The sequence below is a fragment of the Xanthobacter flavus genome, from assembly GCF_017875275.1.
GTDB lineage: Bacteria > Pseudomonadota > Alphaproteobacteria > Rhizobiales > Xanthobacteraceae > Xanthobacter > Xanthobacter flavus_A.
Genome location: NZ_JAGGML010000001.1, coordinates 3,771,073 through 3,796,559 on the forward strand (window position 1 = coordinate 3,771,073; position 25,487 = coordinate 3,796,559).

Below are 25,487 nucleotides of genomic sequence, written 5' to 3' on the forward strand. Positions count from 1 at the left end.
ACGGGATGGCCCCGTTGTTATTCCAATTTCTACGCCAGGTCGCGCATGTGACCAGTTCGTTTGGACCACGACGAGCTTCACGGTTCGCCAAACTGCAGCGTCGGCCAGCATCCTTCAACCCAAGTGAGAAAGCCTAACCCATGAAGCTCTGCCGCTATGGAGAGCCCCGCACGGAAAAGCCGGGTTTGATCGGTCGCTATGGTCGTTTGCGGGACCTTTCGGGTATCCGCGCCGACATCGGCCTCAACGAGATTTCACCGGAGGGCCTCACCGCGCTTGCTGCCATTGATTCCGCGGCGCTGCCCTTGGTCGCTGGGACGCCACGCTTCGGGGTGCCCTATACGGGGCTTTTCAAGTTCATCTGCATCGGCCTTAACTATTCCGACCACGCGGCAGAGGCGGGGATGGCGGTGCCGAGCGAGCCCATCATTTTCTTGAAGGCGCCGTCTGCCGTGTCGGGGCCGAACGACCCCATCGTCCAGCCGCCCCATTCGACAAAGCTCGACTGGGAGGTGGAACTGGGGGTGGAAATTGGCAGCACCGCCCGGTTCGTGGACGAGGCTGACGGGCTCGACTACGTGGCCGGCTACTGCGCGGTGAACGACGTGTCGGAGCGCGCCTTCCAACTGCAGTCTTCGCAGTGGGACAAAGGCAAGGGCTGCGACACCTTTGGGCCGCTGGGGCCATTTCTCGTCACGGCGGATGACGTGCACGACCGTCAGACCCCTGACATGCGGCTCGATGTGAATGGCCAGCGCATGCAGACCGGCAACACGCGGCCGATGATCTTCGGGGTGCGGGAGATCGTTGCCTACTACTGCCGTCGCTACATGACGCTTCTGCCGGGCGACATCATCGCCACGGGCACGCCTCCGCGCGTCGGAATGGGAATGAAGCCCGATCCCGTCTGGCTCAAGCCTGGAGATTTGGTCGAGTTGGAGATTGTTGGCCTAGGACGACAGAGCCAGCGGGTCGTGAGAGGAGGATGATGTGAGCAGGCTCGGATCATAAGCTCCGCGGGGTCTCGAGCACACCTCCGCGCGGGTCCCTTCATTGTTCAGTGGGAGATGAGCAAGGGGATCGGCGATTGCGCCAGAAGTGAACGCGTCACACCGCAAATATGATCTCCCGAGCGCGGGCGTGGCTGTAGGAGCCGAGCACGATCATCTCATGGTTGTGAGATGCCGCGTATTCCAGGATGACCTCGGGGATCGCCCGCTCGCGCGACGGCACGTCGCCGCAATCACCTGCTTACGAGCCGTCAGCGGTTTTGTTTGGTGTTCTAGAAAACAATCTCGTCCATGAATACCATTACGACCCGTCCTTCCGGAGATAATGTTTCAAAATAATCCTTTTCTATCTCGCGGAATTCGCTGACAAGAACATACTCTCCATCATTCAGCCTTGTCGGCGTCCAGTATGATATGCAATGCCTGATTTGCGTGCCGCCTGCCGGTCTCCAGTAGTTTGCAACCTTGATGCTCGCGACCTCCCCGGCAAAGAACCCGTTCTGGCAGGCGATGCCCCATTGGGCCTCAAGCAGGTCAGTGAAATATCGGCGATAGTCGCACTGCGCGAGGTCCGCCAGATGGACGCCATGCATCTGTGCGGCCTGCGAGGACGCCGCCATATTGACCGCGGACCGGTTCGCCACCTTCACCGCGGAGAGCGCGCATTGAATGCGGTGGAAGAAGGCGAGGTCCGATCGACTGGAGGGGTCCCGCATCAGGTCGCGCAGCCGGCGCTGCATGCCCAGTTCCGGCACATGGGTGCCGCGCTCCCAGCGTGAAACCGTGGCCTGCTCTACGTTCAGCTGCTCCCCGAACGCAGCCTGCGTCAATCCGTGGACACGTCGGTAACGCCGGATCTGATCGCGCCAACACTGGCTCATGTCGATCGCCTCATACGCATATATGCCGCCTCATCGCCCCCCAGGGAATTAAGCACTATTTCCCGATGCTTTGGCAACCGCTCCAGCGGGGCCGAACGACGCAATCGGAATTGCTTCTTTTACCTTCGAGGTTCACGTGACAGCAGCGGGTGAGGCAAACAATAGTCATTATCCTGCCTTTATTTTTGGCATCGACCGCGGCGGCACATTCACCGATGTGGTTGCATGGGCACCGGACGGGACTATTCAAACCGCCAAGGTCCTCTCCGATCAGCCGGGCGTCGAAGACGATGCGGCGGTGATCGGCATCCGCAGCATTCTGGAGCGCGCGGGCGGCGACGGCACCCCGCCCGGAGCGATCGAAGTCATCCGAATGGGCACGACGGTGGGCACCAACGCCCTGCTGGAGCGCAGGGGCGAGCCGGTGGCGCTGTTGGTCACCCGCGGTTTTCGCGATGCGCTGCGCATCGGCTACCAGAACCGCCCGCGCCTGTTCGACCTGCACATCGTCCTGCCGGAAAGCCTCCATGCGACCGCCGTGGAGATTGACGAGCGGATGGCGGCGGACGGCTCAGTGGTCACCGGGCTCGACACCGATCAGCTGCGCGCGCAGCTCGGCGCGCTGCGCGCGCAGGGCTATGCCTCGCTGGCCATCGCCTTCATGCACAGCTATCGCAATCCCGCCCACGAGATCGCGGCGGCGCAGATCGCGCGGGAGGCCGGTTTCGCGTTCGTGGCCATGTCCCACGAGTGCAGCCGCCTGATCAAATACATCAGCCGCGCCGATACGGCGGTGGTCGATGCGAACCTGACGCCGGTCCTGCGCCGCTACATCGCCCAGCTCACCGACCAATTGTCCGGCACGCCGCTGCTCTTCATGCAGTCGAACGGCGGGCTGATCGCCGCGAGCGCCTTCCGCGGCAAGGATTGCGTGCTGTCGGGGCCGGCGGGCGGAATCGTCGGCGCGGTGGAGGCGGCGCGTGCGTCGGGCTTCGATCGCATCATCGGCTTCGACATGGGCGGCACGTCCACGGATGTCACCCATTATGCCGGCGAGCTTGAGCGCACAGCGGAAAGCGAGATTGCCGGCGTGCGCATCCGCGTGCCCACGCTGGCCATCCACACCGTCGCCGCCGGTGGCGGTTCGCTTTTGTCCCTGGATGGGCAGCGCTTCCGCGTCGGCCCAGGGTCGGCGGGCGCCAATCCGGGGCCGGCCTGCTATCGCAACGGCGGGCCGCTCACGGTGACGGATTGCAATCTCCTGCTCGGCCGGCTGGCTCCGGAGCATTTCCCCCGCATCTTCGGACCCGGCCGGGACCAGGGGCTGGATGCAGACGCCACCCGTGCCGGCTTCGAGGCCCTCGCAGCGGAACTGGCGCTGCGGACCGGCCACGAAAAATCCATCCACGATTGCGCGGAGGGCTTCCGGCGGATCGCCTTGGAGAATATGGCGAACGCCATCAAGAAGATCTCCATCGAAAAAGGATACGACCTCGCCAGATATGTGCTGTGCAGCTTCGGCGGCGCCGGCGGGCAGCATGCCTGCGACGTGGCCGACGCGCTCGGCATGTCCCGCGTGCTGGTGCATCCCCTGGCCGGGGTCCTGTCCGCTTATGGCATGGGGGTCGCCAGCCTGCGGGTGATCGAGGAGGAGAGTGTCGAGGCCCGGCTTGACCCGGCCTCCTGCCCGCAGTTCGAGGCCAGGAGCGAGGCTCTGCTTCGACGGGCCGCCGCGGGGCTCGCCGCCCAGGGGGTCCGCGCCGGCGACATCACCTTCGAGCGGCGGGCGACGCTGCGCTATGAGGGCTCGAATGTGGGCCTGCAGGTCGCGTTAGCCCGGATGGAGGAGGCGGCCGCCGCCTTCGTCGCTGCCTATGCGGCGCGCTACGGCTTCACGCTGCCGGGCAAGGCCATCATCGTCGAGGCCCTGTCTGTGGAGGCGATCGGCCGCTCCCGGGTGGAGGATGTCGCGCTGTGCCCGCAGGCGGAGGGGGAGCCCGCCGCGCCCATTGCCGTCAGTCGGCTCTATGTGGATGGCGCATTCCATCCGCTTCCTGTCTTTCACGGCGAGAGTCTGGCTGCAGGCCAGCGCCTGCCCAGCCCGGCGATGATCATCGACCGGAACGCGACCACGGTGGTGGACCCGGGATGGGGCGCGCAGGTGATGGCGGATGGCGCCATCCTGCTGACCCGCGCCGGCCAGAAGGAGAACCCGCTCCTGACGCCGGATGTGGCCGATCCGGTCTATCTCGAAGTCTTCAACAACCGCTTCATGGCCATCGCCGACCAGATGGGCCAGGCGCTCGTCAACACCGCGCACTCGGTCAACATCAAGGAACGGCTCGACTTTTCGTGCGCCATCTTCGACCGCGCGGCAAACCTCGTATCCAACGCGCCCCACATTCCCATCCATCTGGGCGCCATGTCCGAGAGCGTGGAGGTGGTGCTGCATGCCTTCGGGGAGAGCTTCAAGCCGGGCGATGTGTTCGTTCTCAACTCGCCCTATCGCGGCGGCGCCCACCTACCGGACATCACCGTCATCGCCCCGGTGTTCGACGCGCAGGGTCGGGAGCTGATGTTCTTCACCGCATCGCGCGGCCACCATGCCGACGTGGGCGGATCAACCCCGGGGTCCATGCCCCCCGACAGCACCTCGATCCTCGATGAGGGCGTGCTCATCGAGCCCACCCTGCTGGTGGAGGCGGGGGTGTTCCTTGAGGAGAAGATGCGCGCGCTGCTCGGCTCGGGCCGATATCCGGCGCGCAACCCGGAGCAGAACCTAGCGGACCTCAGGGCACAGGTGGCGGCCTGCATGCGGGGCGCGGCGGAACTGCGGGGCCTGTGCGCCGAGTTCGGGTCGGCGGTGCCGCTCGCCTATGCCGGGCATATCCAGGATGCGGCGGAAGAGGAGGTTCGGCAGGTCATCTCCGCCTTGGATGACGGGGCCTTCACCTACGAGCACGACCTCGGCTTCCAGGTCTCGGTGCGCATCTCCATCGAGCGTGAATCGCGCAGCGCGACCATCGACTTCACCGGAACGAGCGCCGAGGTGCCGCTCAATTTCAACGCCCCGCCCTGCATCACCCGGTCGGCGGTGCTCTACGTGTTCCGCACCCTGGTGCAGCGGGACATTCCCTTGAATGCGGGCTGCCTGCGGCCCATCACCATCATCATCCCGGAGGGCTCGCTGCTCAATCCGCGCTATCCGGCGGCGGTGGCCGCAGGCAATCCGGAAACATCGGTGTTGGTCACCGATGCCCTGTTCGGCGCCCTCCAGATCCACGCCGCGTGCCAGGGTACCATGAACAACGTGACCTTCGGCGACGCGCAATACCAGTATTACGAGACGATCTGCGGCGGCGCCGGCGCGGTGGAAGGCTTCGACGGCACCTCGGCCGTCCACACCCACATGACCAACTCGCTGATGACCGACCCGGAAGTGCTTGAACTGCGCTTTCCGGTACGGCTCGAAGACTTCAGCATCCGCGCCGGATCGGGCGGGGCGGGGCGGTTCCGCGGGGGGGATGGCACCGTGCGGCGGCTGCGCTTCTTGCGGCCAATGGAACTTGCTGTGGTCACCAACCGCCGGCGCATCCCGCCCTATGGCGTGAAGGGCGGCGCGCCGGGTGCGCCCGGCCTGAATGCCCTGCTGCGCGCCGACGGCACCATCGAGCCCCTGGGCAGCTGCAGCCGCACCATGGTGGCTGCGGGCGACGGCGTCGAGATCCAGACCCCCGGCGGCGGCGGCTTCGGAGCGCCGGGCGATCGCAGCTGAGGGGAAGCCGCATGAAACCGTTCCTTTACATCGACAATTGGAACCGCGCCCAGCCCAGGAACCGGCTGGAGCAGCTGCTCGAAGAGCGAGCCTGGCCGGTGGAGCGCATCCGCGCCCAGTCGTCCGCCCTACCGGCATCCCTCGAATATTGCGGCGTCTTCGTCGGTCCGAGCGATTCATCGGCCTATGACCTCGACCCCTGGATCGTCGAGCAGCGGGGCACCCTGCGGTGCCTGGCGCAGTCGGGGGTGCCGGTCCTCGGCCTGTGCTTTGGCTCGCAGATGCTCGGCGCCGCGCTGTTTGGGGTGGACGTGGTGCAGCGGCGCCGCGCGCGGGAGAGCGGCTTTGGCGAAATCGTGCGTGCGCCCTCGGCATCCGATGACCCGCTGCTGGCGAACCTGCCGGACCGCCTGAACGTGTTCCACTGGCATGGTGACGAGGTGGTGCCGGGCCATCCCGACATGGAGGTGCTGGCGGCGAGCGCGGCCTGCAGCAACCAGATCTGGCGTTGGCGCGGCGGCCCGGCCTGGGGCGTGCAGCCCCATCCCGAATACGACCGGGCCGGGCTTTGCGCCTGGTTCTCGCAGGACGAGGAGCGCTTCCGCGCCGCCGGCTACGACACCGGGCAGGCGGCCGCGGCTGCGGTGGATTGCGGACCGGCCGCGGCGGTTTTCGAGAATTTCCTCGTCATCGTCGCGGCGCAGGCCGCCGCCACGGGGAGGCGCCGATGAGCGCGCCCTCCTTCGTTCCCGCCGGCGCCTCGCCGCACGCGATCCGCCTGGCCTGCCGCAGTGGGGCGTTCGCCGGCCTCACCTCCGGCATCGCCGCGGGCTATGTACAGGGCAACATCGTGATCCTGCCGCGGGACTGGGCCGACGACTTTCTGCGCTTCTGCCAGCGCAATCCCAAGCCCTGCCCGCTCATCGCCGTCGGCGATCCCGGCGATCCCGCCTTCGGGGAGCTAGGCCTCGACCTCGACATCCGCACCGATCTGCCCGCCTACCGGATCTACGAGCACGGAAAGCTGGTGGCCGAGGTGTCCGACATCATCGCCCACTGGCGGAGGGATTTCGTGGCCTTCGTCATCGGCTGCTCCTACTCGTTCGAGGAGGCGCTGGGCGCGGCCGGCCTGGGCATCCGCCATGTGGAGTGCGGCTCCATCGTGCCCATGTACCGCACCAACCTGGCCTGCCGCCCCGCCGGCCGTCTGTCCGGGCAGATGGTGGTGTCCATGCGCCCGTTCCCGCCGGCGGATGCCATCCGGGCCATCGAGATCACCTCGCGCTTTGCCGCGGTCCATGGCGCGCCCGTGCATCTGGGGGCGCCGGAGGCCATCGGCATCGCCGACCTTTCGGCTCCCGCGTTCGGCGACCCGGTGCCGCTGCGGCCCGGCGAGATTCCGGTGTTCTGGGCGTGCGGATACACGCCGCAGACGGTGATCGAACAAGCCGCGCTGCCGCTGGCCATCACCCACGCGCCCGGGCGCCTGCTGGTGACCGATCTTCTCAACGCACGTCTCGGCGCGGCTTGAGCCTTTCAGCAAACAACAAGGAAACCTTCCATGAACCGCAGGGAACTCATTGCCGGCATCGCCGGCCTCTCGCTCGCCGCCGCCGGCCGCGCCCATGCGCAAGGCGTGCCGGAGGTCACCATCGGCGCCATCTATCCCCTTACCGGCGCAAGCGCGCAGGTGGGTTTCGACGCGAAGCTGGCGGTGGAGACCGCGCTCGACGTGGTCAACACGGTGCACGACCTGGATCTGCCCACCGCCCGCAACGCCGGCCTTTCGGGCCTTGGCGGCGCCAAGGTGCGGGTGGTGTTCGCCGATCACCAGGGCGATCCGCAGAAGGGGCGGGCGGAAGCCGAGCGCCTGATTTCGCAGGAGAAGGTTTCCGCCATCTTCGGCACCTACCACAGCTCGGTCGCCACCACCGTGAGCGCCACCGCCGACCGCTACCAGGTGCCCTTCCTGGCGGCGGATTCCTCCTCGCCGACGCTCCAGCGGCGCAAGCTGCGCTACTTCTTCCGCGCCATGGCGGACGACGAGCAGTTCTCGAAGGTGATGTTCGATTTCCTCGATGCCGAGCGCAAGGGCGGCCGGGCGGTGGAGAAGATCGCCCTGTTCCACGAGGACACCATCTTCGGGACCGATTCCTCCAACATCCAGCGCCAGCTGGCGGAGAGCCGCGGCTACCGGATCGTGGCCGACATCAAGTACCGGGCCAACTCGCCCTCGCTCACCTCCGAGGTGCAGCAGTTGAAGGCCGCGCAGCCGGACGTGCTGCTGCCTTCAAGCTACACCACCGACGCCATCCTGCTCATCAAGACCATGAACGATCTGGGCTTCCAGCCCCCGGCGCTGATCGCCCAGGCGGCCGGCTTCGTGGACAAGGCGCTTTATGATGCGGTGGGCGACAAGGTGGACGGCCTGATCACCCGCGCCGAATTCTCCCTCGACCTGGCCCAGCGACGGCCGATGATCGCCAAGGTCAACTACCTGTATCGCGCCCGCTCCGGCAAGGACATGAACGAGAACACCTCGCGGGAATTCATGGCGGTGATCCTCCTCGCCGATGCCATCGACCGCGCGCGCTCCATTTCCGGCCCCGCCGTCCGCGACGCCCTCGCCTCCACCGATCTTCCCGGCGAGCGCACCATCATGCCCTGGAAGTATGTGAAGTTCGGGCCGGACGGCCAGAATACCGGCCTCAACCCGGTGCTCCTCCAGTATATCGACGGCCGCTTCGCCACCATCTTCCCGCCCGACGTCGCCGTGCGCCCCGTCGAGTGGCCGATGCGCTGACGGGGGCCCGCATGACAAGCGATACACTGATCCAGGTGCTGCTGAGCGGGCTGCTGATGGGGCTGATCTACGGCCTCGTCGCGGTGGGGCTCTCGCTCATCTTCGGCCTGATGGACGTGGTCAACTTCGCCCATGGCGAATTCCTGATGATCGCCATGTATGTGATGTTCGGCCTTGTGGTCTTCTCCGGCATCGACCCGCTGGTGATGACGCCGCTGGCGGTGGGGGCGCTGTTCGTGCTCGGGGCCCTCACCTATGTGGGGGTCATCCGCCACGCCATGCGGGCCAAGGCCAATGTCGGCATGGTGCAGATCTTCGCCACCTTCGGCCTGGCCATCACCATGCGCGGCGTGGCGCAATATTTCCTGACGCCGAACTACCGCTCCCTGCCGGAGAGCCTGCTCGGCGGCAAGACGGTGGCGCTGGCGGGAATCGTGCTGCCGCTGCCCCAGCTGGCGGGCGGGCTGATCTCGCTGGCGGCCTTCGGCGCGCTCTACGCCCTCATGACGCGGACGGATCTTGGCCGCGCCCTTGAGGCGACGCGCGAGGATGCGGGCGCGGTGGCCCTCGTGGGCATCGACAAGGATCGCGAGTTCATGATCGGCTGGGGCATCGGCGCGGCCCTCATTGGCCTCGCCGGTTCCGTGCTGGCGATCTTCTACTACATCTATCCAGATGTCGGCGCGCCGTTCGCCGTGATCGCCTACATCACGGTGGTTCTCGGTGGCTTCGGCAGCATCTTCGGCGCCCTGCTGGCCGGTGTCGTCGTCGGGCTGGCGGAGGCGGCGATGACCCTGGTTGCGCCGCCGGCGATGAAATCCATCGGCATCTACATTCTTTTCCTGGCCGTCGTCATCTTCCGCCCGCGCGGTCTATTCGGGAAATTCTGATGTTTGGGACAAGCAAGACTCCACAATCGCGCGGGCAGGTCGCCATCGCCCTTGCGGCCACGGCCGGGGTGCTGGTGTTCACCCGCTGGGTCAGCGACCCATATGTGCAGAACGTGCTGGTGCTGACGCTGATGTATGCGGCGCTGGCCCAGAGCTGGAACATCCTGGGCGGATACTGCGGCCAGATCTCCCTGGGGCACGGCCTCTACTTCGGCATCGGCGCCTATGCCTCCACGCTGCTGTTCGTGCGCGCGGACGTGTCGCCCTGGCTCGGAATGCTCGCCGGCGGTGCGCTGGCTGGCGGGCTGGCGGCGGCGCTGGGCTATTTCCTGTTCCGGCTGAGCGGCCATTACTTCACCATCGCGACCTTCGTGGTGGCGGAGGTCGGGTTTCTCCTGATGCTGAACTGGGAATGGGCGGGTGGCGCGCTGGGCATCCAGATTCCGTTCGAGGCGGACAGCTGGGCGACGCTCCAGTTCGCGCGGGACAAGGTGCCCTATATTCTCACGGCCCTTGCCCTCGCGCTCATCGCCTGGGTCGCCACGCTGGTGCTGGAGCGGTCGAAATGGGGGTTCTGGTGGCGCGCCATCAAGGATAACCCGGAGGCGGCCGAAAGCCTCGGGGTCGAAGTCTTCGGCTCGAAGGTCGCCGCGGCCGCCATATCCGCCTTCTTCACGGCGGTCTGCGGCTCCTTCTACGCGCAGTTCGTGTCCTATATCGACCCGGAAAGCGTGATGAGCTTCCATTTCTCCCTGCTCATCGCCTTGCCGGCGGTGCTGGGGGGCATCGGCACCCTGTGGGGGCCGGTCCTCGGCGCGGTGGTGCTCATTCCCATGTCGGAACTGACACGGAGCTATCTCGGCGGCTCCGGCAACGGCACCGACCTCATCATCTACGGCGCGCTCATCCTCCTGGTCTCGCTGCTGCGGCCGCAGGGCCTCGTGAGCCTCTTCGCCTTGCCCCGAACGAAACAGGTGCATCCCTCATGAGTGCCACCATCCTGGATGTGGGTCACGTCACCTGCCGCTTCGGCGGGTTGCTGGCGAACGACGACGTTTCCCTCTGCGTGCGGCAGGGGGAGATCCTCGGCCTGATCGGCCCCAACGGGGCGGGAAAATCCACCTTGTTCAACATCATCGCCGGCGCCGTTCTGCCAACCTCCGGCACGGTCTCCTTCCTGGGGCGGGACATCACCGCCCTGCGGCCGAGCGCTCGGTGTCGCCTGGGCATCGCCCGCACTTTCCAGGTGATGCGTAGCTTCAACTCCATGAATACGCTGGAGAACGTCATCGTCGGGGTGCTAGCCTGCGGCATCGGTGCGCGGGCGGCGCGCCGGCAGGCCCATGAGGTGCTCGACTTCGTGGGCCTCGCCCACCGCGTGGATGTCCCGGCCATCGATCTGACGCCCCCCGAGAAGCGGCGGCTGGAGGTGGCCCGGGCCCTGGCCACGCGGCCGAAGCTGCTGCTGCTCGACGAGGTGATGTCCGGCCTTACGCCCCACGAGGCGCGCGCCGGCATGGACCTGATCCTGCGGATGCGGGAGACAGGAATATCCATCCTAATGGTGGAGCACGTAATGGAGATCGTCGCCCCCCTCGTGGATCGCACCGTCGTGCTCAATTTGGGGCGCATTCTCACGCAGGGCGCGCCGGCGGACGTGCTGAAGGACGAGCGCGTGGTCTCCGCTTACTTGGGAGAGGAATACCATGCTTGAGGTCCGCTCTCTCACCACCGCCTACCAGGGGCTCACGGCCATTTCGGATGTTTCCCTCGACGTGCGCGAGGGCGAGATCGTCCTCGTAGCCGGGGCCAACGGGGCGGGAAAATCCACGCTGCTCAAGTCCATCACTGGCATGGAGCGCGCTCAGGCGGGCACGGTGTCGTTCCTCGGCGCGCGGATCGAGCGCATGCCGGCGCACCGCATCACCGCGGCGGGCATCGCCTTCGTGCCCGAGAACCGGCGGCTGTTCCCGCGCCTCTCGGTGCGCGACACCCTGCGGCTCGGCAGCTATCTCCACCGCCGCGACCCGCAGCGCGATGCGCCGCTGAACCTAGTGTTCGATATTTTTCCCCGCCTAGCCGAGCGACTGGACCAGCGGGCGGAGACGCTGTCCGGCGGAGAACAGCAGATGCTAGCCATTGGCCGAGCCCTGATGACGCGACCGCGCCTGCTGCTTCTGGATGAGCCATCCCAAGGCATCATGCCCAAGCTCGTAAACGAGATTCTCTTTGCGGTCGGAAAAATACGCGCAGAAGGAGTAAGTATAATTCTCGTTGAACAGAGGATAAAGCATAGCATCAAAGTCTCAGATCGGTACTATCTGCTAAAAAATGGAAAACTTAATTCGTCCGGACCATCGAACTCCATTGGAGGGGCGGCAGATTTTGAGGCTGTCTATCTGTCATAGTAGCGGCCTCATGCAATGCCAGCTGCCTCATTTTGAGGAATATACGTCACTAGGGCCGCGACCGCCCCATGCAGCGCGATCTGGGTGCGGGAATATCCGGCGGAGACTGGGACGGTCATGTCTTTCCCTCTCCGTATCGAAGGATGGGGCGGCCCCGGCGCGGGGCCGCCCCTAGTCCTGGATCAGTTCTCCGGCTTTGTGCCGGACGCAGCCGGCTGGCCTTGCCATCATCTGAGCGGGAAAGCGCATCTCCTCGGCTCTCAGTTGGCCATCCCCGCAAGCGTCGAGCACGACGCAGGGGTGGTCGGCCATATTCTTTCTCACCTCGGCAATGAGCTTGCCAAACTGCCCGCGGGGCCGAGCATAGTGTGCGGATGACCCAATGCTCCTGGCTCGATGCCGACGTGGAACAGGTCGATCTGCTCGCGAACACTGCCTCCGTTCGCAGAAGGCAATCCCCAAACGACAGCGAAGCAGGTGGTCCAAGCGATGCCTCCGCAGCCCGGCGATGCCATACGTTTCCTGTCATCTGAGCGCCTGGCTGAGCGCTGGAACGAGCTCCACAAGGAAAAGTCCGATCCCTAGCGCAACTGCGCAGAAGCCGGCGACCTTGGAAAGAAGGGTCCCGTTCGGCAGAAGCTTTTCGGCGGCGACGTAGACCGCGAGGGCCGCAGCCCAGCGCAGGTCCATCATGGAAACCACCAGCATCAGCAGCATCAGCGCCCAGCAGCAGCCGACGCAATAGAGGCCGTGGCGGAAGCCCATAACCATGCTGCCCCGATAGCCCTCGCGCCACTCCGACAGGATGAAGCCGGAAGGCGAGCGGCAATGGGTCAGGCAGGCCTGCTTGACGCTCGTGAGCTGGTAAAGCCCGGCGAGCACCAGCACGCCGCCGCTCAGCAGGCGGTTGCTGATGGCCATGTCCGGTCCCACCAGCCCGGCATTGGCCATCAGCCAGTGGCCGGTCGCGCCCGCGAGGCTGAAGCCGCCCCACACCGCGAGATAGCCGAGCACGAACACCAGCGTCGGCACGTAAGGATCGCGCCGGGCGCGCCGGCGCTTGGCGATTGTGGCGAAGGCATCAATCATGGGGGCGGCGGAGGGCAGCATCATCGCCACCATCATGGCGTTCCACATGAGGAAGGCGTTGGCGAAGTCCGCCGCCGACCAGGGCCGCGCACACAATTGGGCGAGGAAGGTGGGATCGATTGCCTCCATGCCGGCGGTAATGGCCCATGAGCCGAGCCAGGCCGAGAGCGTGACGAAGGCTAGGGCGGCCGCGATGACGGCGCGTTCGGGAAAGGTGAGCATCGCGAGCGCCTTGCCTCACTGCTGATCGAGCGGGCGGCGCCAGGTGAAGGCGCCGGGACCCTTGTGCTCGAACGGGATGTGCTTGGCGGAATAGGACGACCAGTCCCATTTGAAGCCGAAGGCGTCGAGCACGTTCTTGCGCGCCTGGCCGACCGTGATGTCGCCGGGCCCCACTTCCGGCCGCGGGGCGTTGGAGATTTTGCAGACCTGAGCATCCGGAACCATCAGGTCGCGATAGGGGCCGCCCTCGCCGTCGATCATGCCCGGCACCACGACCTTCCAGTTTTCCTCGTCGAAGGTGAGTTCGATGGGCACGAACATGACTCCGAGTTGGCGAATGGTGAGGTCGCGCCAGGCGGCGAAATGGCCGCCCACCTGCCCGGTGAAGATCAGCTCCAGCGCATGGCGCTGCGCGGGGGTGGCGCGGTCGTCCAGCAGGAAGCCGAAATTGCGGTTGCGCTCCAGGACGCCGCCCTCGAAATGGCCGACCAGGATGCCCACCAGGCCGTCGAGCGGCACGTCGCCGTAATGGCCCTCGCGGATGATCCAGGTGAGCACCCCTTCGCAGATGCCCGATGTGGGGTTGGCACCGAACACGCAGGGGCAGCCCACTGCGCAGCTGCACAGATCGAACCAGTCGCCGGCGATACGCCATTGCGGAATGCGCTCACGCTCCTCGGTCATTGGGCCTTTCCTTTCCTCGTGTGCCGGGCGAAGCCGGCGATCATGACAACGAATTGAGCCAGTGTAGATCGACTTGAATAAACTCCGCGGATGGCCACTCTCCGGGGCCCTCCGACATCGGATCAGAAGGTCGCGGGGGTGTTCACCCACAGGATGCGGGCGACGGTCGCGCCGATGTTGCGGTAGCCGTGGGGCATGTTGGAAGGGAAGAAGAAGGAATCCCCTTCCTTGACCACGTACATCTTCTCGCCCACCTGGAGCTCCACGTCGCCCTCCAGCACGTAGCCGACCTCCTGCCCGTCATGGACGATGGTGCCCTCCGAGCCGCCGCCCACGGCGATAACGTGGATGTTGGCGTCCATCAGCGCGGTTGCGCGGTCGCTGATGAGGCATTCGAGGGTCACGCCGTGGCCCGGCCGCACCGAGCTGACCGAGATGTGCGGGCGGTCCTGCGGGTGGGAGACCACGTGGTCGTCGGTGAGCGGGGGGGCGAGCAGGCTCGCGATGTTGGTCTCCAGCACGCGGACCATGGAGTGCAGCGTGTGGAGCGAGGGCACCGCCTGGTCGCGCTCGATCTTCGAGAGCATGCTCACGGAGATGCCTACCTGCTCCGCCAGCTCGGCCAGCGTCATGCCCTTCACCTTGCGGGCGTGGCGCAGCTTGACTCCGATGGGGGGAGCTTCTCTCACCTCGGAGGGCGGGCGGCCGGGCGCTGCCTTGGCGCCGTTCTTCCGGGAGATTTGCAAGCGCGCGCTCATGGGGCGATCCGTCCATCGGCTAGCTGCCCGGCGACCGGCGCGGGACCGCGCAGCGCCTCACCATACCAGTCGCGCAGGATGGCGGCGTAGAGGGCCGTCGCCTCGTAGATGCGGTCCACGCGGCAATATTCGTCGGTCTGGTGGGCGAGATCCGGCTCGCCCGGTCCGAGGATCATGGTGGGTGGCGCGCCGAGGGCGGCGGCGAGCACCGAGCCGTCAGTGAAGTAGCACACGCCCTGGGGCTCGCCGCCCACTCCGGCGATATGGTGCGCGAGCGCACACACCCGTCGCACCCAGGGATGTTCGGGCGCGGTCCAGATGGCGGGCAGGTCCAGCAGCGTCGAAACGCGCGTCTCGGCGCCCAGGAAGGCGGACATCTGCGCGCGCAGCTCGTCATGGGACTGTCCCGGAAGGGTGCGGATGTCGAGGCTGACCACCGCACGGTCTGGGACCGAGTTGATGTTGATACCGCCGTGGAAGGTGCCGATGCTGAGGGTCGGCGCGCCGAGCACCGGATGGCGCATGTGGTTGAAGTCGAAGTCCTGGAGACGCATCACCAGCTCGGCCGCCTTCACCACTGCGTTCACGCCGTTCTGCGGCATGGAGCCGTGGGCGGTGACGCCCTCGGCCGCCGCTTCCAGCCAAAGCGCGCCCTTGTGGCCGACCAAGGGGACGTTGGCGGTGGGCTCGCCAATCAGCAGCGCGTCCGCCGTGCCGAGGAGCCCCGCCGTCTCGGCCACCGAGCGGGCTCCGTCGCAGCCGGTCTCCTCGCCGGCGGTGATAACGAGCAGGAGGCCGCTCTCCCCCTCGTCGCGGCGCCCATAGTCCCGCGCCGCGGCGACGAAGGCGGCGACGCCGCTCTTCATGTCGCTGGACCCGCGCCCGTAGAGGCGCCCGTCGATGATCGCGCCGCCGAACGGATCGACGCTCCAGGCCCGCGAACCGAGCGGCACGGTGTCCACATGGCCGGTGAAAGCGAGGACGCGCCCCGTTCCGCCGGCCCGCGCCACGAGACTGGAGCGGCCCGGCCCGAGCGGCGCCTCGGCGCAGCGGAAGCCGAGCGGCTCCAGCTCCGCGCGCACGAGGCCGATGGCCCGCGCCTCGTTACCGGGCGGGTTGACGGTGTCGATCCGCACCAGGGCACGGGTCAGCTCGACGGCATAGGAATTGGTCACGACGCGATCACCATGTCTTCTCGTTGCGCCGCCCGCGCGAAGGCGCGGACGGGTCGTTCATCCGAAATAGGCCCGCTTCACATCCTCGTCGGCGGCGAGCTGGGTGCTGGTCCCGGAGGCAGTGACCCGCCCCTGGGACAGCACGTAGCCGGCGTGCGAGATGGCGAGCGTCTGCCGCACGTTTTGCTCGATGAGGAACACGGTCGTGCCGTCGGCATTGAGCTTGTGGATGATGGCGAAGCTCTCCTTCACGAACAGCGGCGAGAGGCCGAGCGAGGGCTCGTCGATCACCAGCAGGCGCGGCTCCGCCACCACGCCGCGACCGATGGAGACCATGGCCTGCTCGCCGCCGGAGAGGGTGCCCGCCATCTGCGCGCGCCGCTCGGCGAGGCGGGGAAACAGGGAATAGACCCGGTCGAGCCCACGAGAAAGCCGCCCGCCCTTGGCATAGGCGCCGAGGCGCAGGTTCTCCTCCACCGTCAGCTTCGGAAACATGCGCCGGCCTTCCGGGATGCAGGCGATGCCGGCGCCGACGATGCGGTGCGTCGCCCATCCCGATATGTCCTCGCCGGCGAAGGTGATGGTGCCGGCGCTCGCCGGGGTCAGGCCCATGATGGCGCGCACCAGCGTGGACTTGCCGGCCCCGTTGGCGCCCAGGAGGCAGGTGACGGCGCCGTCCTCGATGTCGATGTTGACGTCGGCGAGCACGTCGGCATGGTCGTAGCCGGAGCGGATGCCGCGCATGGAGAGGATGGCGCTCATTCTTCCCCCAGATAGGCGCGCTGGACCATGGGATCGGCGACCACGGCGCGGTACGGCCCCTCGCAGACCTTGCGGCCGAAGTTGAACACCACGCACCGGTCGGTGACGCGCTCGATGGTGGCCATGTCGTGCTCGACGATGACGATGGCGAGGTCGCCCATCTCGGCGCGGATGGCGAGGATGTCGTCCATCAGCCGGCGGGTCTCCTCGTGGGTCATGCCGGCGGAGGGCTCGTCGAGCAGCAGCAGGCGCGGGCGCGCCATCAGCGCGCGGCAGACCTCGATGCGCCGGCGCTGGATCATAGGCAGGCCGGCGGTGGGCTGGAGCGGCGCGCGGGCCAGCTCAGGGTCGAACCGCTCCAGCAGGGCGCGCACCTGCGCCAGCTGCGCGTCCATCTCCCGCGCCAGCCGGCGGCGGCGGAACAAGGCATGGAATATCCTCGTGTCGAGGTGCTTGCCGTTGCCCAGCACGACGTTCTCGAACACCGAGAGGTCGAGGCACAGGCGCGAGCGCTGGAAAGTGCGGGCGATGCCCTTGCCGTAGACCGTCTGCGCCGAGGCGGCGGTGAGGTCCTCGCCGTCGAATCGCACCGTCCCGCCATGGGGCGCGAAGATGCCGGTAACGACGTTGAAGAAGGTGGTCTTGCCGGAGCCGTTGGGACCGATGAGCCCCAGCACCTCGCCGGCCTTCACCTGAACGTCCACCCCGTCGAGGGCGATGATGCCGCCGAACCGCCGTGAGAGGCTTTGGGCTTCGAGCAGCGCGGTCATCGGGCCGCCTCCGCCGAGAGCCGCGCGGCGCGCGGGATCAGGCCCTGCGGGCGGAACAGCAGGACCAGCACCACCAGCGCCGAGAAGATGAGGAAGCGGTATTCTTGAAGCACCTGGAGCTTTTCCGGCACCAGTACCACCAGCAGGCAGGCGATGAGCGTGCCCCAGTGGTTGCCGAGCCCGCCCAGGAGCACGATGGAGATCAGGATCAGCGAATCCCCGAGCGTGAAGTTGGAAGGGGCGATGAACCCCGCCATGAAGGCATAGAGCGCGCCCGCGAGCCCGGCGAGCACGCTGCCGAACACGAAGGCGATCGCCTTCCACACCGCCGGGCGGATGCCGAAGCAGGCGGCGGCGGTCTCGTCGGCGCGCACCATGTCGAGGGTCAGGCCGGCCCAGGAGCGCTCCAGCCGCTGCGCCAGCACCATGGAGGCGGCGAGCAGCGCCAGCGCCGCCACCAGGTAGACCGCGTATTGCGACACGTCGTACCCGAGCATCTCGAACGGGCGGTTGGGCCGCCAGCCGAAGATGTCGATGCCGCGCACCTGGAGCCCCTGGGGGCCGCCGAGCGTGTCGTTCACCTCCAGGAAGCCCTTGAACAGCATGGCGAAGGCGATGGTGACCACGGCCGCATAGTGGCCGCGCGCGCGGCACAGGGGCAGCACCAGGACCGCGCCCATCACCCCCGCCACCAAAGCGGCGAAGGGGAAGGCGAGGATGTGCGGCAGGCCCGACTGCACCACCACCGCGCCCGCATAGGCTCCGGCACCGTAGAGCGAGGCGCCGGCGAAGTTCACGACGCCCGCATCCCCGGTCTGCACGTTGAGGCCGATGCAGACGGTGGCGGTCAGCAGCACGCTCGCCAGCATGAGCAAATTGAAATGGTCGTCGAGAAACACGAACGCCACGGCGAGGGCGGCGAGCACCGCCGCCCCGCCCATGAGACCCTCGTGGACGGTGAACGCCGTCGCGAGCGGGCGGGCGAGCGCCGGGCGGCGCAGCAGCCACCCGAGCACGAGCGCGAGGGCGCCCACCGCCGCCACCTCCCATTGGTGCTCGCCCTTCAGCAGCAGCACCACCCACGCGGCGCTCGCGGCGATGGCGCCGAGGCCCACCGCGAGTGGATGTCTTACGACAAGCTCCGGCATGGTCAGACCCTCTCGCTCGGGGCTTCGGCGAGAAGGCCCGTGGGCCGCCACGTCATGATGAGGATCACCACCGCGAAGGTGAACACGTCGCGATAGGCGCTGGGAATGGGTAGGGCGACGGTGCCGATGGTCTGGAGAGCGGCGAAGAGGAAACCGCCGACCAGCGCGCCGTAGAAGTTGCCCATGCCGCCGATGATGGCGGCCGAGAAGCCGGCAACGCCGAGGAACAGGCCCATGCCGAAATTGATCTCGTTGTAATAGAGCCCGTTCATCACCCCCGCCTAGCAGGCGGCCTTCGGTCGCTTGACGACCACTATGATGAGCTATGGAAGAAACCCCTCCTTCACGACGCGACATCGGCCGACGTCTAAAGGTGAGCCAGAATGAGTGCGGTGACAGGCAACGGCCAGGCGCTGCGTTGTCGCCGGAAAGCAGCCCTTCCCATTGTCCGACATGGGTCACGACCGCCCGTCGCTCGCCGTTCGTGCTCAACTGACGGAGAACGAACATCGCTGGATGCGTTAAGCAGTGCTTCCGGATCTGGCTACCTTGTAGCAGCGGGGTTGGGTTCGTCTGCCACCGGTTGTCCTGATACGTCTTCCGGGATCTCATGCAGAAAGTTCTGTCCCTTCTGCAGCCTCTTGCCGAGCGTTTCGACGAATCCCTCGTAGCGCTCTCGCCCCTTGATCTGCGCGGCGGCCTGGGCGTCGCTCGGCAGCGGCGGCGTGATGGTCAACCAGAAGCGCACGAAGAGCGCGAGCGTGTCGGCGGTGATCCGGAGGTCGCGCTCGATGCGCGCGGCCTGACGGGAGAGGCGGTCGAGGCGCCGGGCAAAGGCCGCCTCGCGCTTGTCGGCACCGTCGGGCGAGAGGAAGGAGGCGACGGCCGCCTCGACGATCGCCGAGCGGGACAGCTTCCGGCGCTCGGCGAGCTCGGAGATCTCCTTGAGCATCTGCGGCGGAAAATACACATTCATCCGGTCACGCATGGCCATCCTCACAGATCGATGCCGTCATGGGGGTCGAGCGCCGCCTGCCTTGCGACGCCGCGCATCTGCTGCCGCAGGACACGTGCCAGCTGGGCCGTGTCGTCCGGCTCGTCGTCGAGGACGATGGCGAACTCGTCCGCGGGTCCTGCCGGCGTTGTTTCCTTGGCGATGGCGATGTGGTCCGGGAGTTCCGGCTCACGGCGCAGGCCGCTGTTGGCGGTGTAGCGGCGCGCGCTGGACGTTCTCGGCGAGCGAATCCTCCTCGGCGATACCGCCCTCCCGGATGACGCAGGGCACCGGCGCGGTCTTGGCGAGGCGCTTGCACTTCACCAGCAGCTCCAGTGCCCGGTAGCGCCGGCCGCCGGCGGGGATCTCGAACATGCCGGTCTCGACGCCGTCGGCATCGACGACGGCGCGGACGCTGAGGCCCTGCAGGAGGCCGCGCCGGGCGATGTCTTCGGCCAGTTCCTCGATCGAGACCCCGGCCTTCACGTGCCGGACGTTCGCCTGGCTGAGCATCAGCTTGTTGAAGGGGATGTCGCGCGAGGGCGACAGGGTGATCTTGGCGACGATAGCCATCGATATGGTCTCCGCGACGGGCGGCCGGAGAACCTCTCTCTCAGCATCGCGTCCGTCGCGAAGCGCAGCGCCGCCCTCTGCCTCTGAGGACGGCGCCGCGAACCCGGCGATCCGGAAAGCCGGGACGACACGGGGCCGGAGACACGGCAATCCGCATCTCCGGCTTTCCGGGTTTCAGGCGGCCCGGTCGAGCAGCTTCTTCGCCCGAGCCTCCAGATCGAGCCGGGCGTCCTGGTGGGGCTTGTCCCGCGCGACGGCGGTGATGCCCTGCACGAAGTCGAAGACGCTCGCGGGCGGACGGCCTTCCTCCATCAGCACCGTCTCGATGATCCTGGCCGTCTCGGCCTTGGAGAAGCCGCGCTTGCGCAGGAACGCGCTGCGGTCCTCATCCGAGCGGGCCACGATCTTCTCCCGCGCGGACTTGATGCCGTTGACGAAGGGGAGGGGGGAGGAATTGGCGAAGCGGGTCAGCGCCGGTGCCGCCTCATGGGCAAAGCGGGATGCGGCGTATTTGGAGTGGCGGATGGTGATCTCCTCGAAATCCTCGACGCCCCAGAGATTGCGGTTCTGGCATACGGCACGCAGATAGAAGCTCGCCATGCCGAGCGTCTTCGCCCCGACCTCTGAGTTCCAGCAGTAGAAGCCGCGGAAATAGAGGTCGGGCGAACCGTCGGGCAGACGGCCGGCCTCGATGGGATTGAGGTCGTCCACCAGGAACAGGAACACATCCCGATCCGAGGCGTAGAGGGTCGTCGTATCCTTGGTGATGTCGACCCGGGGATTGTAGATGCCGGTGGACCAGTCGAGCACCCCCGGCACCTTCCAGCGGGTGTCGCCGGTGCCATCGCCGGCGATCCGCTGCACGGCGGCGACCAACTCGTGGTCAAAGATGCGGCCATAGTCGGGACCGGTGACGGCGCGCAGCTCGACCCGGCCGTCCTCGATCTCCAGCGTCTTCACCTGCTCGGCGCGATGGGAGGTGATACCATATTGCAGATTGATGCCGGCGAGCGGTGCCGGGAGCTGCCGCAAATAGGCCGCCGGGGCGCCGACCAGGCTCGCGAGCTGGCCGAAGCTCCAGTGGGTCGGGGCGACGGGGGCGTCCGAGCCCGGCAGCACCAGCGTCAGGCGTTCGGCGTTCTCTCGGCTCGCCTCGACGCGGATCGCCGCACTCTCGACCGTCCGCGTCCTGCTGTGCTCGGTCCGGCCGTACACTGCGGTGAACAGGTCCGACAGGGACAGGTAGCGCTCGTCATCCGGTCGGGAGAACCACTCTGAGGACACGCGGCCGATCCGCTCGCCGCGGCTGACGTCCACCTTGTAGCCGCCAGCACCATCGCGCGCGGCGTCCAGAATCTCCACCTGAGTCATGGGTCGTCTCCATGACGGGCGCCGGGAGCCTCTCTCCCAGCCCACATCCCGTCATGGCCGAACCGGCCAACCTCTCACTCTCGACTCGTTGCAGGACAACCCCGCTGACGGGTCGCCGGAGACCCGCAGCGTGGTAGTAGGGAAGCCCTTCCCTCAGAGCCGTAAATCGGAGCGGACGCAAAGGGGGCAATGGCCATGCGGCTCGGCTCAGGACTGCGGGGATCTTTCCCCCTGGCGCGCTTACGGGCTGTGACCCGTTGCGGCCCTTTGGAACGCCTGCTTTGGGCGCGCGAACTGAACCAGCGCGGCCTTAGCCGTTACGCACCGTCATGGCGGTGCGCAGCATCTTTGCTGGAGATGGTGCCGGGCTGCTCCCGACTTCCGAAAACTCTCCGCTTGCTGTTGGTAGTAAGCTTGCCTACCATAAGACAAAAGGAGAACGATCTCATGGCCAGTGTCGAGAAGGTGAGTGTCGCCCTCACCCCCGAAATGGCGGCGATGATGCGTGAGGTGGTCAAGACCGGCGAGTATGCGTCGGCGAGCGAGGTCATGCGGGAGGCCCTGCGCGACTGGAAGCACCGGCGGACGCAGCGTGCCAAGGCCATCGAAGAGCTGGGGCGGTTGTGGGATGCCGGCATGAGCAGCGGCCCCGCTGTCGATGGTGAGGAAGCCTTCGCCCGGATCAGGCAGAAGCTCGATGCCAAGATTGCTGGGCGTGGGGGAGAATGAGCTACCGGCTTCGACCACAGGCCGAGGCGGACATCGAAGCCATCGCCCTTTACATTGCCGAGGACAATCCTTCGGCGGCCCGACGCTGGTACGAAGATATTTACCGCCGTTGCCAGCGGATAGGGGAGATGCCAGGCATCGGCGTTGCGAGGCCCGAGGTGCGGCCTGAGCTGAGAAGCCTACCAGCCGGCAACTACCTGATTTTGTACCGCCAGATCGACGAGGGGGCGGAGATCGTCCGTGTCGTGCACGGCGCACGACAATGGGAAGATCTGCTCTAGATCGCGCCCGCGGATGGCTGCCAGGCAGGGCTGGAGATGATCCTTTGTGGACCTCGGAAACGTCTGCTTGTGGATGCCTAGCAGAGCATTACCGCCAAAAGGGTATGCCGATCGCCGTGCGCATCGGCGCGCAGATGACCACGCCTCGTTTCGTCATGGACTTGGCCTTTCATGGATCACGACTGATCGCATGCGCGCTGGCGGGGCCGGCGCGCTGATGACGCTCACGCCTTCCTTCGGATGGTCCCGTCCAATCGGGTTGCTTCCGCCACGGTGTTCGAAATCGTGCCGTACTTGCGGACGTTGGTGTGGAGCAAAGCCAGGCGCTGCTCCGTCTCGTCCGTATCGATGATCAGTTCGTAATCCACCGAGACGATCTTCGGTGGGGCGTCCTGCCGAACGGCGTGGAGCGTGACATCCACCCCGCGCAACTCGAAGTTCAGCATCGGGGTCACCCGCTCGATGCCCTTGATCATGCACGCAGCGATGGCGGCAAGGAACAGTTCCGCCGGGTTGAAAGCATCGGCGCGCCCGCCGATGTCGGTGTCGAGGGTGATCTCGGCCTCTTTCGTACGGGCGAGGCTGCCGTGTGCGTCGATGCGCGCCGCGCGAACCTTGTATTCCAGCATGGCGGGGCTCACGCCGCGAGCCAGCGGGCGACATCGTCCGGCTTCGGCAGGCCGCCGGCATGCACCACTTTGCCGTCGATGACGATGCCGGGAGTCGAGGCGATGCCGTAGCCGGCGATCACCACATAGTCCGTCACCTTCTCCACGCTCACGTCGAGTCCGAGCTTGGCCGCCTCGTCCCGCACCATCTGCGCCGTTGCCTCGCAGCGGGAGCAGCCGGGGCCGAGAACCTTCACGTCTTTCATGGCTTCTGCCTTTCTATTCAGGAAAACAGCGCGTTGAACAGGAAGCCCACGGCGAGGATGCCGGTTGCCACCACGCCGACGAACACGGCGATCAGCTTCAGGCTCAGTACTTTGCGCAGGATGATCATTTCCGGCAGGGACAAGGCGATCACCGCCATCATGAAGGCGAGCACGGTGCCCAGCGCCGCCCCCTTGGCCAGCAGGGCCTCCACCACCGGGATGATGCCCGCGGCATTGGAATACATGGGAATGCCCAAAAGGACCGCGGCCGGGACCGACCACCACGCATCCCGCCCCATGATGGAGGCGAGAAGGTCTGCCGGAACGTAGCCGTGGATGAAGGCGCCCGCCGCGATGCCGGCGATGATCCACATCCACACCTTGCCGACGATGTCGCGCACCGCGTCGAGGCCGGCTTTGATGCGATCCACCAGTGTCATGCCGTTCGGCGGCAGCTCGACCGGTGCGGCGCGCACATTGCGCACCCAGTCTTCCAGCCAGCCCTCCAGATGCAGCCGCCCGATGACCCAGCCGGCGACGATGGCCACCCCGAGGCCGAAGGCCAGATAGGTGAGCGCCACCTTCCAGCCGACCAGCGCGAACAGAAGGCCCAGCGCCACCTCGTTCACCATGGGCGCGGCGATGAGGAAGGAGAAGGTGACGCCGAGGGGCACCCCGGCGGAGACGAAACCGACAAACAGCGGCACCGCCGAGCAGGAGCAGAAAGGCGTGACGATGCCGAGGCCGGCGGCGGCCACATTGCCGAGCCCCTCGCGCTTTCCGGCGAGCAGGGCACGGGTGCGCTCGGCGGAGAAGAAGCTGCGCACCACGCCCATGGCGAACACCACCAGCGTCAGCAGCATCAGCACCTTGGGGGTGTCGTAGATGAAGAACGCGACCGCCTCGGCCAGATGGCTACCCGGCTCCACCGGCAGGCGGGCCACCAGCCATTGGGAGAACGGCGCGAGCTGGGCATAGACCGCGAACCACAGGGCGATCGCCGCGACCGTTGCCGCCGCCCAGGCCAGGGGCGAGGCCTCCCGGGGCGGCTTGCGCCCGGTCAATGACAGGTCGGCGCTCATGCGGCTCTCCTGTTCGATGACGCGTCCAGGCTCGCGAGGACAGCATCGATGATGGCGGCCTGCTCGGTCGGCAATTCGGGATTGCGGCGGTAGCGCACCCATTGGGCGTCCCGCCGGTCGACCACCAGGCCGGCCTGCTTGAGGACCGCCATATGGCGCGACATGCGGGATTGGGTGACGCCGAGGACGCGCACAAGCTCGCAGACGCAATGCTCGCGCCCGTCCCACAGGAGGCGGACCGCCGCGAGGCGGGTGGGTTCGGCCAAGGCCGACAGAAGGGTGAGCGCGGACTGCATGGATCCCATTTACGCTCATGCGCATATGCGTGTAAACGCATTTCATTCGAGGTCTATCGCCGGTAACGTGGCGATTTCGGCCATCGGTGACGACAGTTTCGGGTGTGTCCGCCCGCCGCTGTGGTTCGCGCGCAGGACCGCGGACGCCGTCCGTCCTGCATCACGAGTGGGGTATTGGGCGTGGATCGATGCGGCAGGAGGCGCAAGCGCGCCTAAAATGCTCGGGCTCAACCCCGGCTCAGGTCGGAGGGGCGGACGTGTCCGCCCGCAAGAAGGGAGAGCGTCATGAAAATCAAGTCTGTCTCCATTGCGCGCGTCGCAGCGTATGCGCTGGTCGCGGCGGCATTGTTCGCGGTGCCGGCGAGCGCCCAGATGGGCGGTGGGCCGGGCCAGGGTCCGGGGATGATGGGTCAGGGTGCGGGATATATGGGTCCCGGCCAGGGGGGCTGGGGTCCCGGGTTCCATCGCTCGGCCCGGGGCATGATGGGCGGCTGCGGGGGCTGGATGACCGGTGATGCCGATGGCGAGCTGCCCGCCTTCATTGAGGGGCGAGCTGCATTCCTGAAGGCCGAGCTCGGCGTCACCGATGCGCAGGCCAAGGCATGGAACGCCTATGTGGTGGCGATGAAGAACAATTTCGTCAGCATGCAGGGCTTGCGCCAGGCCATGCGCGCCAGCTTTGACGCCGACACGCCGGTGGAGCGCCTGGAGTCCCGTATCGCGGTGATGGAAGCCCGCGCCGCCGCTCTCAAGGACATGAAGCAGCCGCTAAGCGACCTCTACGCCGCGCTCAGCGATGGCCAGAAGAAGAAGGCCAACGAGCTGCTCACCGGCATGGGATGCATGATGTGAGCGTGACGGGGCGGGCCTCGCCGCCGGCCCGGGCGGGTGTGCCCACCGCCTCTGACGGAC

General features: G+C 66.8%; 28 protein-coding genes and 1 pseudogene. 12 read left to right on the top strand and 17 right to left on the bottom strand.

What is annotated here, in order from left to right; genetic code table 11:
- Positions 1 to 140 precede the first annotated feature (140 nt).
- Positions 141 to 989 (top strand): fumarylacetoacetate hydrolase family protein, encoded by an 849-nt coding sequence (locus J2126_RS17835; RefSeq protein ID WP_209488200.1) that lies wholly within the window; start codon positions 141 to 143, stop codon positions 987 to 989.
- 118 nt (positions 990 to 1,107) lie between these two features.
- On the opposite strand, the gene J2126_RS25655 is transcribed toward J2126_RS17835, so the two are convergent.
- A complete protein-coding gene (locus J2126_RS25655; protein ID WP_281066346.1) occupies positions 1,108 to 1,233 on the bottom strand; it encodes a hypothetical protein in 126 nt (41 codons plus the stop codon).
- Positions 1,234 to 1,282: 49 nt separating this feature from the next.
- Positions 1,283 to 1,891 carry a helix-turn-helix domain-containing protein gene (locus tag J2126_RS17840; RefSeq protein WP_209488201.1) on the bottom strand — a complete coding sequence of 203 codons (609 nt, stop codon included), beginning with the start codon at positions 1,889 to 1,891 and terminating at the stop codon, positions 1,283 to 1,285.
- A gap of 136 nt (positions 1,892 to 2,027) precedes the next feature.
- Between J2126_RS17840 and J2126_RS17845 the strand changes: the two genes are divergently transcribed.
- The 8 genes from J2126_RS17845 to J2126_RS17880 are packed head-to-tail and all read left to right on the top strand — an operon-like array spanning position 2,028 to position 11,767.
- The gene (locus J2126_RS17845) at positions 2,028 to 5,666 is read left to right on the top strand and encodes a hydantoinase B/oxoprolinase family protein (RefSeq protein ID WP_209488202.1); all 3,639 of its coding nucleotides are present in this window, start codon (positions 2,028 to 2,030) and stop codon (positions 5,664 to 5,666) included.
- 11 nt (positions 5,667 to 5,677) lie between these two features.
- Positions 5,678 to 6,397, top strand: coding sequence for a type 1 glutamine amidotransferase (locus J2126_RS17850; RefSeq protein WP_209488203.1), 720 nt, complete (start codon positions 5,678 to 5,680; stop codon positions 6,395 to 6,397).
- Positions 6,394 to 7,197, top strand: a complete 804-nt coding sequence (locus tag J2126_RS17855; RefSeq protein WP_209488204.1) for a putative hydro-lyase — start codon at positions 6,394 to 6,396, stop codon at positions 7,195 to 7,197. The genes J2126_RS17850 and J2126_RS17855 overlap by 4 nt, the downstream gene beginning before the upstream one ends.
- A 30-nt stretch (positions 7,198 to 7,227) precedes the next feature.
- Complete coding sequence (locus tag J2126_RS17860; RefSeq protein WP_209488205.1) at positions 7,228 to 8,469, top strand: ABC transporter substrate-binding protein; 1,242 nt, start codon at positions 7,228 to 7,230, stop codon at positions 8,467 to 8,469.
- Between the two features lie 11 nt (positions 8,470 to 8,480).
- Positions 8,481 to 9,359, top strand: coding sequence for a branched-chain amino acid ABC transporter permease (locus J2126_RS17865; protein ID WP_209488206.1), 879 nt, complete (start codon positions 8,481 to 8,483; stop codon positions 9,357 to 9,359).
- Positions 9,359 to 10,348, top strand: coding sequence for a branched-chain amino acid ABC transporter permease (locus J2126_RS17870; protein WP_209488207.1), 990 nt, complete (start codon positions 9,359 to 9,361; stop codon positions 10,346 to 10,348). The genes J2126_RS17865 and J2126_RS17870 overlap by 1 nt, the downstream gene beginning before the upstream one ends.
- A complete protein-coding gene (locus tag J2126_RS17875) occupies positions 10,345 to 11,073 on the top strand; it encodes an ABC transporter ATP-binding protein (RefSeq protein WP_209488208.1) in 729 nt (242 codons plus the stop codon). Before J2126_RS17870 ends, J2126_RS17875 begins: the two co-directional genes overlap by 4 nt.
- Complete coding sequence (locus J2126_RS17880; protein ID WP_209488209.1) at positions 11,066 to 11,767, top strand: ABC transporter ATP-binding protein; 702 nt, start codon at positions 11,066 to 11,068, stop codon at positions 11,765 to 11,767. Before J2126_RS17875 ends, J2126_RS17880 begins: the two co-directional genes overlap by 8 nt.
- A gap of 525 nt (positions 11,768 to 12,292) precedes the next feature.
- Here the strand turns inward: J2126_RS17880 and J2126_RS17885 are convergent.
- From J2126_RS17885 to J2126_RS17935, 11 genes and pseudogenes are all read right to left on the bottom strand, one after another.
- Positions 12,293 to 13,078 carry a DUF2182 domain-containing protein gene (locus J2126_RS17885; protein ID WP_209488210.1) on the bottom strand — a complete coding sequence of 262 codons (786 nt, stop codon included), beginning with the start codon at positions 13,076 to 13,078 and terminating at the stop codon, positions 12,293 to 12,295.
- Positions 13,079 to 13,093: 15 nt separating this feature from the next.
- On the bottom strand, positions 13,094 to 13,762 hold the full coding sequence (locus tag J2126_RS17890) for a DUF1326 domain-containing protein (protein WP_209488211.1): 669 nt from the start codon (positions 13,760 to 13,762) through the stop codon (positions 13,094 to 13,096).
- 122 nt (positions 13,763 to 13,884) lie between these two features.
- A complete protein-coding gene (locus J2126_RS17895; RefSeq protein ID WP_209488212.1) occupies positions 13,885 to 14,520 on the bottom strand; it encodes a cupin domain-containing protein in 636 nt (211 codons plus the stop codon).
- A complete protein-coding gene (locus J2126_RS17900; RefSeq protein WP_209488213.1) occupies positions 14,517 to 15,695 on the bottom strand; it encodes a M20 family metallopeptidase in 1,179 nt (392 codons plus the stop codon). The genes J2126_RS17895 and J2126_RS17900 overlap by 4 nt, the downstream gene beginning before the upstream one ends.
- A gap of 57 nt (positions 15,696 to 15,752) precedes the next feature.
- Entirely contained in the window at positions 15,753 to 16,457 is a 705-nt protein-coding gene (locus J2126_RS17905; protein WP_209488214.1) for an ABC transporter ATP-binding protein, read from the bottom strand.
- Positions 16,454 to 17,227, bottom strand: a complete 774-nt coding sequence (locus tag J2126_RS17910) for an ABC transporter ATP-binding protein (protein WP_209488215.1) — start codon at positions 17,225 to 17,227, stop codon at positions 16,454 to 16,456. Before J2126_RS17910 ends, J2126_RS17905 begins: the two co-directional genes overlap by 4 nt.
- Positions 17,224 to 18,375 carry a branched-chain amino acid ABC transporter permease gene (locus J2126_RS17915; RefSeq protein ID WP_209488216.1) on the bottom strand — a complete coding sequence of 384 codons (1,152 nt, stop codon included), beginning with the start codon at positions 18,373 to 18,375 and terminating at the stop codon, positions 17,224 to 17,226. Before J2126_RS17915 ends, J2126_RS17910 begins: the two co-directional genes overlap by 4 nt.
- A 2-nt stretch (positions 18,376 to 18,377) precedes the next feature.
- Positions 18,378 to 18,647 carry an ABC transporter permease subunit gene (locus J2126_RS17920; protein ID WP_209488217.1) on the bottom strand — a complete coding sequence of 90 codons (270 nt, stop codon included), beginning with the start codon at positions 18,645 to 18,647 and terminating at the stop codon, positions 18,378 to 18,380.
- A 272-nt stretch (positions 18,648 to 18,919) separates the two neighbouring features.
- Positions 18,920 to 19,363, bottom strand: coding sequence for a CopG family transcriptional regulator (locus tag J2126_RS17925; RefSeq protein ID WP_209488218.1), 444 nt, complete (start codon positions 19,361 to 19,363; stop codon positions 18,920 to 18,922).
- 219 nt (positions 19,364 to 19,582) lie between these two features.
- Positions 19,583 to 20,073 (bottom strand): annotated as a pseudogene (locus tag J2126_RS17930) (ParB/Srx family N-terminal domain-containing protein); the annotation flags it as partial.
- 43 nt (positions 20,074 to 20,116) lie between these two features.
- Positions 20,117 to 21,313 carry a DUF932 domain-containing protein gene (locus tag J2126_RS17935; RefSeq protein WP_209488219.1) on the bottom strand — a complete coding sequence of 399 codons (1,197 nt, stop codon included), beginning with the start codon at positions 21,311 to 21,313 and terminating at the stop codon, positions 20,117 to 20,119.
- A gap of 447 nt (positions 21,314 to 21,760) precedes the next feature.
- Here J2126_RS17935 and J2126_RS17940 point away from each other — a divergent pair, with 447 nt between their 5' ends.
- Positions 21,761 to 22,042, top strand: a complete 282-nt coding sequence (locus J2126_RS17940; protein ID WP_209488220.1) for a type II toxin-antitoxin system ParD family antitoxin — start codon at positions 21,761 to 21,763, stop codon at positions 22,040 to 22,042.
- Positions 22,039 to 22,323, top strand: a complete 285-nt coding sequence (locus J2126_RS17945) for a type II toxin-antitoxin system RelE/ParE family toxin (RefSeq protein ID WP_209488221.1) — start codon at positions 22,039 to 22,041, stop codon at positions 22,321 to 22,323. Before J2126_RS17940 ends, J2126_RS17945 begins: the two co-directional genes overlap by 4 nt.
- A gap of 224 nt (positions 22,324 to 22,547) precedes the next feature.
- On the opposite strand, the gene J2126_RS17950 is transcribed toward J2126_RS17945, so the two are convergent.
- The 4 genes from J2126_RS17950 to J2126_RS17965 are packed head-to-tail and all read right to left on the bottom strand — an operon-like array spanning position 22,548 to position 24,575.
- Positions 22,548 to 22,964 carry an OsmC family protein gene (locus J2126_RS17950; protein ID WP_432445344.1) on the bottom strand — a complete coding sequence of 139 codons (417 nt, stop codon included), beginning with the start codon at positions 22,962 to 22,964 and terminating at the stop codon, positions 22,548 to 22,550.
- Positions 22,961 to 23,197 (bottom strand): thioredoxin family protein, encoded by a 237-nt coding sequence (locus J2126_RS17955; RefSeq protein WP_209488222.1) that lies wholly within the window; start codon positions 23,195 to 23,197, stop codon positions 22,961 to 22,963. Before J2126_RS17955 ends, J2126_RS17950 begins: the two co-directional genes overlap by 4 nt.
- 17 nt (positions 23,198 to 23,214) lie before the next feature.
- Positions 23,215 to 24,279 (bottom strand): permease, encoded by a 1,065-nt coding sequence (locus J2126_RS17960; RefSeq protein WP_209488223.1) that lies wholly within the window; start codon positions 24,277 to 24,279, stop codon positions 23,215 to 23,217.
- The gene (locus J2126_RS17965) at positions 24,276 to 24,575 is read right to left on the bottom strand and encodes an ArsR/SmtB family transcription factor (protein WP_209490299.1); all 300 of its coding nucleotides are present in this window, start codon (positions 24,573 to 24,575) and stop codon (positions 24,276 to 24,278) included. The genes J2126_RS17960 and J2126_RS17965 overlap by 4 nt, the downstream gene beginning before the upstream one ends.
- A 285-nt stretch (positions 24,576 to 24,860) precedes the next feature.
- Between J2126_RS17965 and J2126_RS17970 the strand changes: the two genes are divergently transcribed.
- Positions 24,861 to 25,427, top strand: coding sequence for a Spy/CpxP family protein refolding chaperone (locus J2126_RS17970; protein WP_209488224.1), 567 nt, complete (start codon positions 24,861 to 24,863; stop codon positions 25,425 to 25,427).
- The last annotated feature ends 60 nt before the right edge of the window (positions 25,428 to 25,487 follow it).

What these genes read in the sequence shown, in the direction of transcription:
- J2126_RS17835 (WP_209488200.1), top strand. Translation starts at nt 141, where the DNA reads ATGAAGCTCTGCCGCTATGGAGAGCCCCGCACGGAAAAGCCGGGTTTG.
- J2126_RS17840 (WP_209488201.1), bottom strand. Translation starts at nt 1,891, where the DNA reads ATGAGCCAGTGTTGGCGCGATCAGATCCGGCGTTACCGACGTGTCCAC.
- J2126_RS17850 (WP_209488203.1), top strand. Translation starts at nt 5,678, where the DNA reads ATGAAACCGTTCCTTTACATCGACAATTGGAACCGCGCCCAGCCCAGG.
- J2126_RS17855 (WP_209488204.1), top strand. Translation starts at nt 6,394, where the DNA reads ATGAGCGCGCCCTCCTTCGTTCCCGCCGGCGCCTCGCCGCACGCGATC.
- J2126_RS17860 (WP_209488205.1), top strand. Translation starts at nt 7,228, where the DNA reads ATGAACCGCAGGGAACTCATTGCCGGCATCGCCGGCCTCTCGCTCGCC.
- J2126_RS17865 (WP_209488206.1), top strand. Translation starts at nt 8,481, where the DNA reads ATGACAAGCGATACACTGATCCAGGTGCTGCTGAGCGGGCTGCTGATG.
- J2126_RS17870 (WP_209488207.1), top strand. Translation starts at nt 9,359, where the DNA reads ATGTTTGGGACAAGCAAGACTCCACAATCGCGCGGGCAGGTCGCCATC.
- J2126_RS17875 (WP_209488208.1), top strand. Translation starts at nt 10,345, where the DNA reads ATGAGTGCCACCATCCTGGATGTGGGTCACGTCACCTGCCGCTTCGGC.
- J2126_RS17880 (WP_209488209.1), top strand. Translation starts at nt 11,066, where the DNA reads ATGCTTGAGGTCCGCTCTCTCACCACCGCCTACCAGGGGCTCACGGCC.
- J2126_RS17885 (WP_209488210.1), bottom strand. Translation starts at nt 13,078, where the DNA reads ATGCTCACCTTTCCCGAACGCGCCGTCATCGCGGCCGCCCTAGCCTTC.
- J2126_RS17890 (WP_209488211.1), bottom strand. Translation starts at nt 13,762, where the DNA reads ATGACCGAGGAGCGTGAGCGCATTCCGCAATGGCGTATCGCCGGCGAC.
- J2126_RS17895 (WP_209488212.1), bottom strand. Translation starts at nt 14,520, where the DNA reads ATGAGCGCGCGCTTGCAAATCTCCCGGAAGAACGGCGCCAAGGCAGCG.
- J2126_RS17905 (WP_209488214.1), bottom strand. Translation starts at nt 16,457, where the DNA reads ATGAGCGCCATCCTCTCCATGCGCGGCATCCGCTCCGGCTACGACCAT.
- J2126_RS17910 (WP_209488215.1), bottom strand. Translation starts at nt 17,227, where the DNA reads ATGACCGCGCTGCTCGAAGCCCAAAGCCTCTCACGGCGGTTCGGCGGC.
- J2126_RS17915 (WP_209488216.1), bottom strand. Translation starts at nt 18,375, where the DNA reads ATGCCGGAGCTTGTCGTAAGACATCCACTCGCGGTGGGCCTCGGCGCC.
- J2126_RS17920 (WP_209488217.1), bottom strand. Translation starts at nt 18,647, where the DNA reads ATGAACGGGCTCTATTACAACGAGATCAATTTCGGCATGGGCCTGTTC.
- J2126_RS17925 (WP_209488218.1), bottom strand. Translation starts at nt 19,363, where the DNA reads ATGCGTGACCGGATGAATGTGTATTTTCCGCCGCAGATGCTCAAGGAG.
- J2126_RS17935 (WP_209488219.1), bottom strand. Translation starts at nt 21,313, where the DNA reads ATGACTCAGGTGGAGATTCTGGACGCCGCGCGCGATGGTGCTGGCGGC.
- J2126_RS17940 (WP_209488220.1), top strand. Translation starts at nt 21,761, where the DNA reads ATGGCCAGTGTCGAGAAGGTGAGTGTCGCCCTCACCCCCGAAATGGCG.
- J2126_RS17945 (WP_209488221.1), top strand. Translation starts at nt 22,039, where the DNA reads ATGAGCTACCGGCTTCGACCACAGGCCGAGGCGGACATCGAAGCCATC.
- J2126_RS17955 (WP_209488222.1), bottom strand. Translation starts at nt 23,197, where the DNA reads ATGAAAGACGTGAAGGTTCTCGGCCCCGGCTGCTCCCGCTGCGAGGCA.
- J2126_RS17960 (WP_209488223.1), bottom strand. Translation starts at nt 24,279, where the DNA reads ATGAGCGCCGACCTGTCATTGACCGGGCGCAAGCCGCCCCGGGAGGCC.
- J2126_RS17965 (WP_209490299.1), bottom strand. Translation starts at nt 24,575, where the DNA reads ATGCAGTCCGCGCTCACCCTTCTGTCGGCCTTGGCCGAACCCACCCGC.
- J2126_RS17970 (WP_209488224.1), top strand. Translation starts at nt 24,861, where the DNA reads ATGAAAATCAAGTCTGTCTCCATTGCGCGCGTCGCAGCGTATGCGCTG.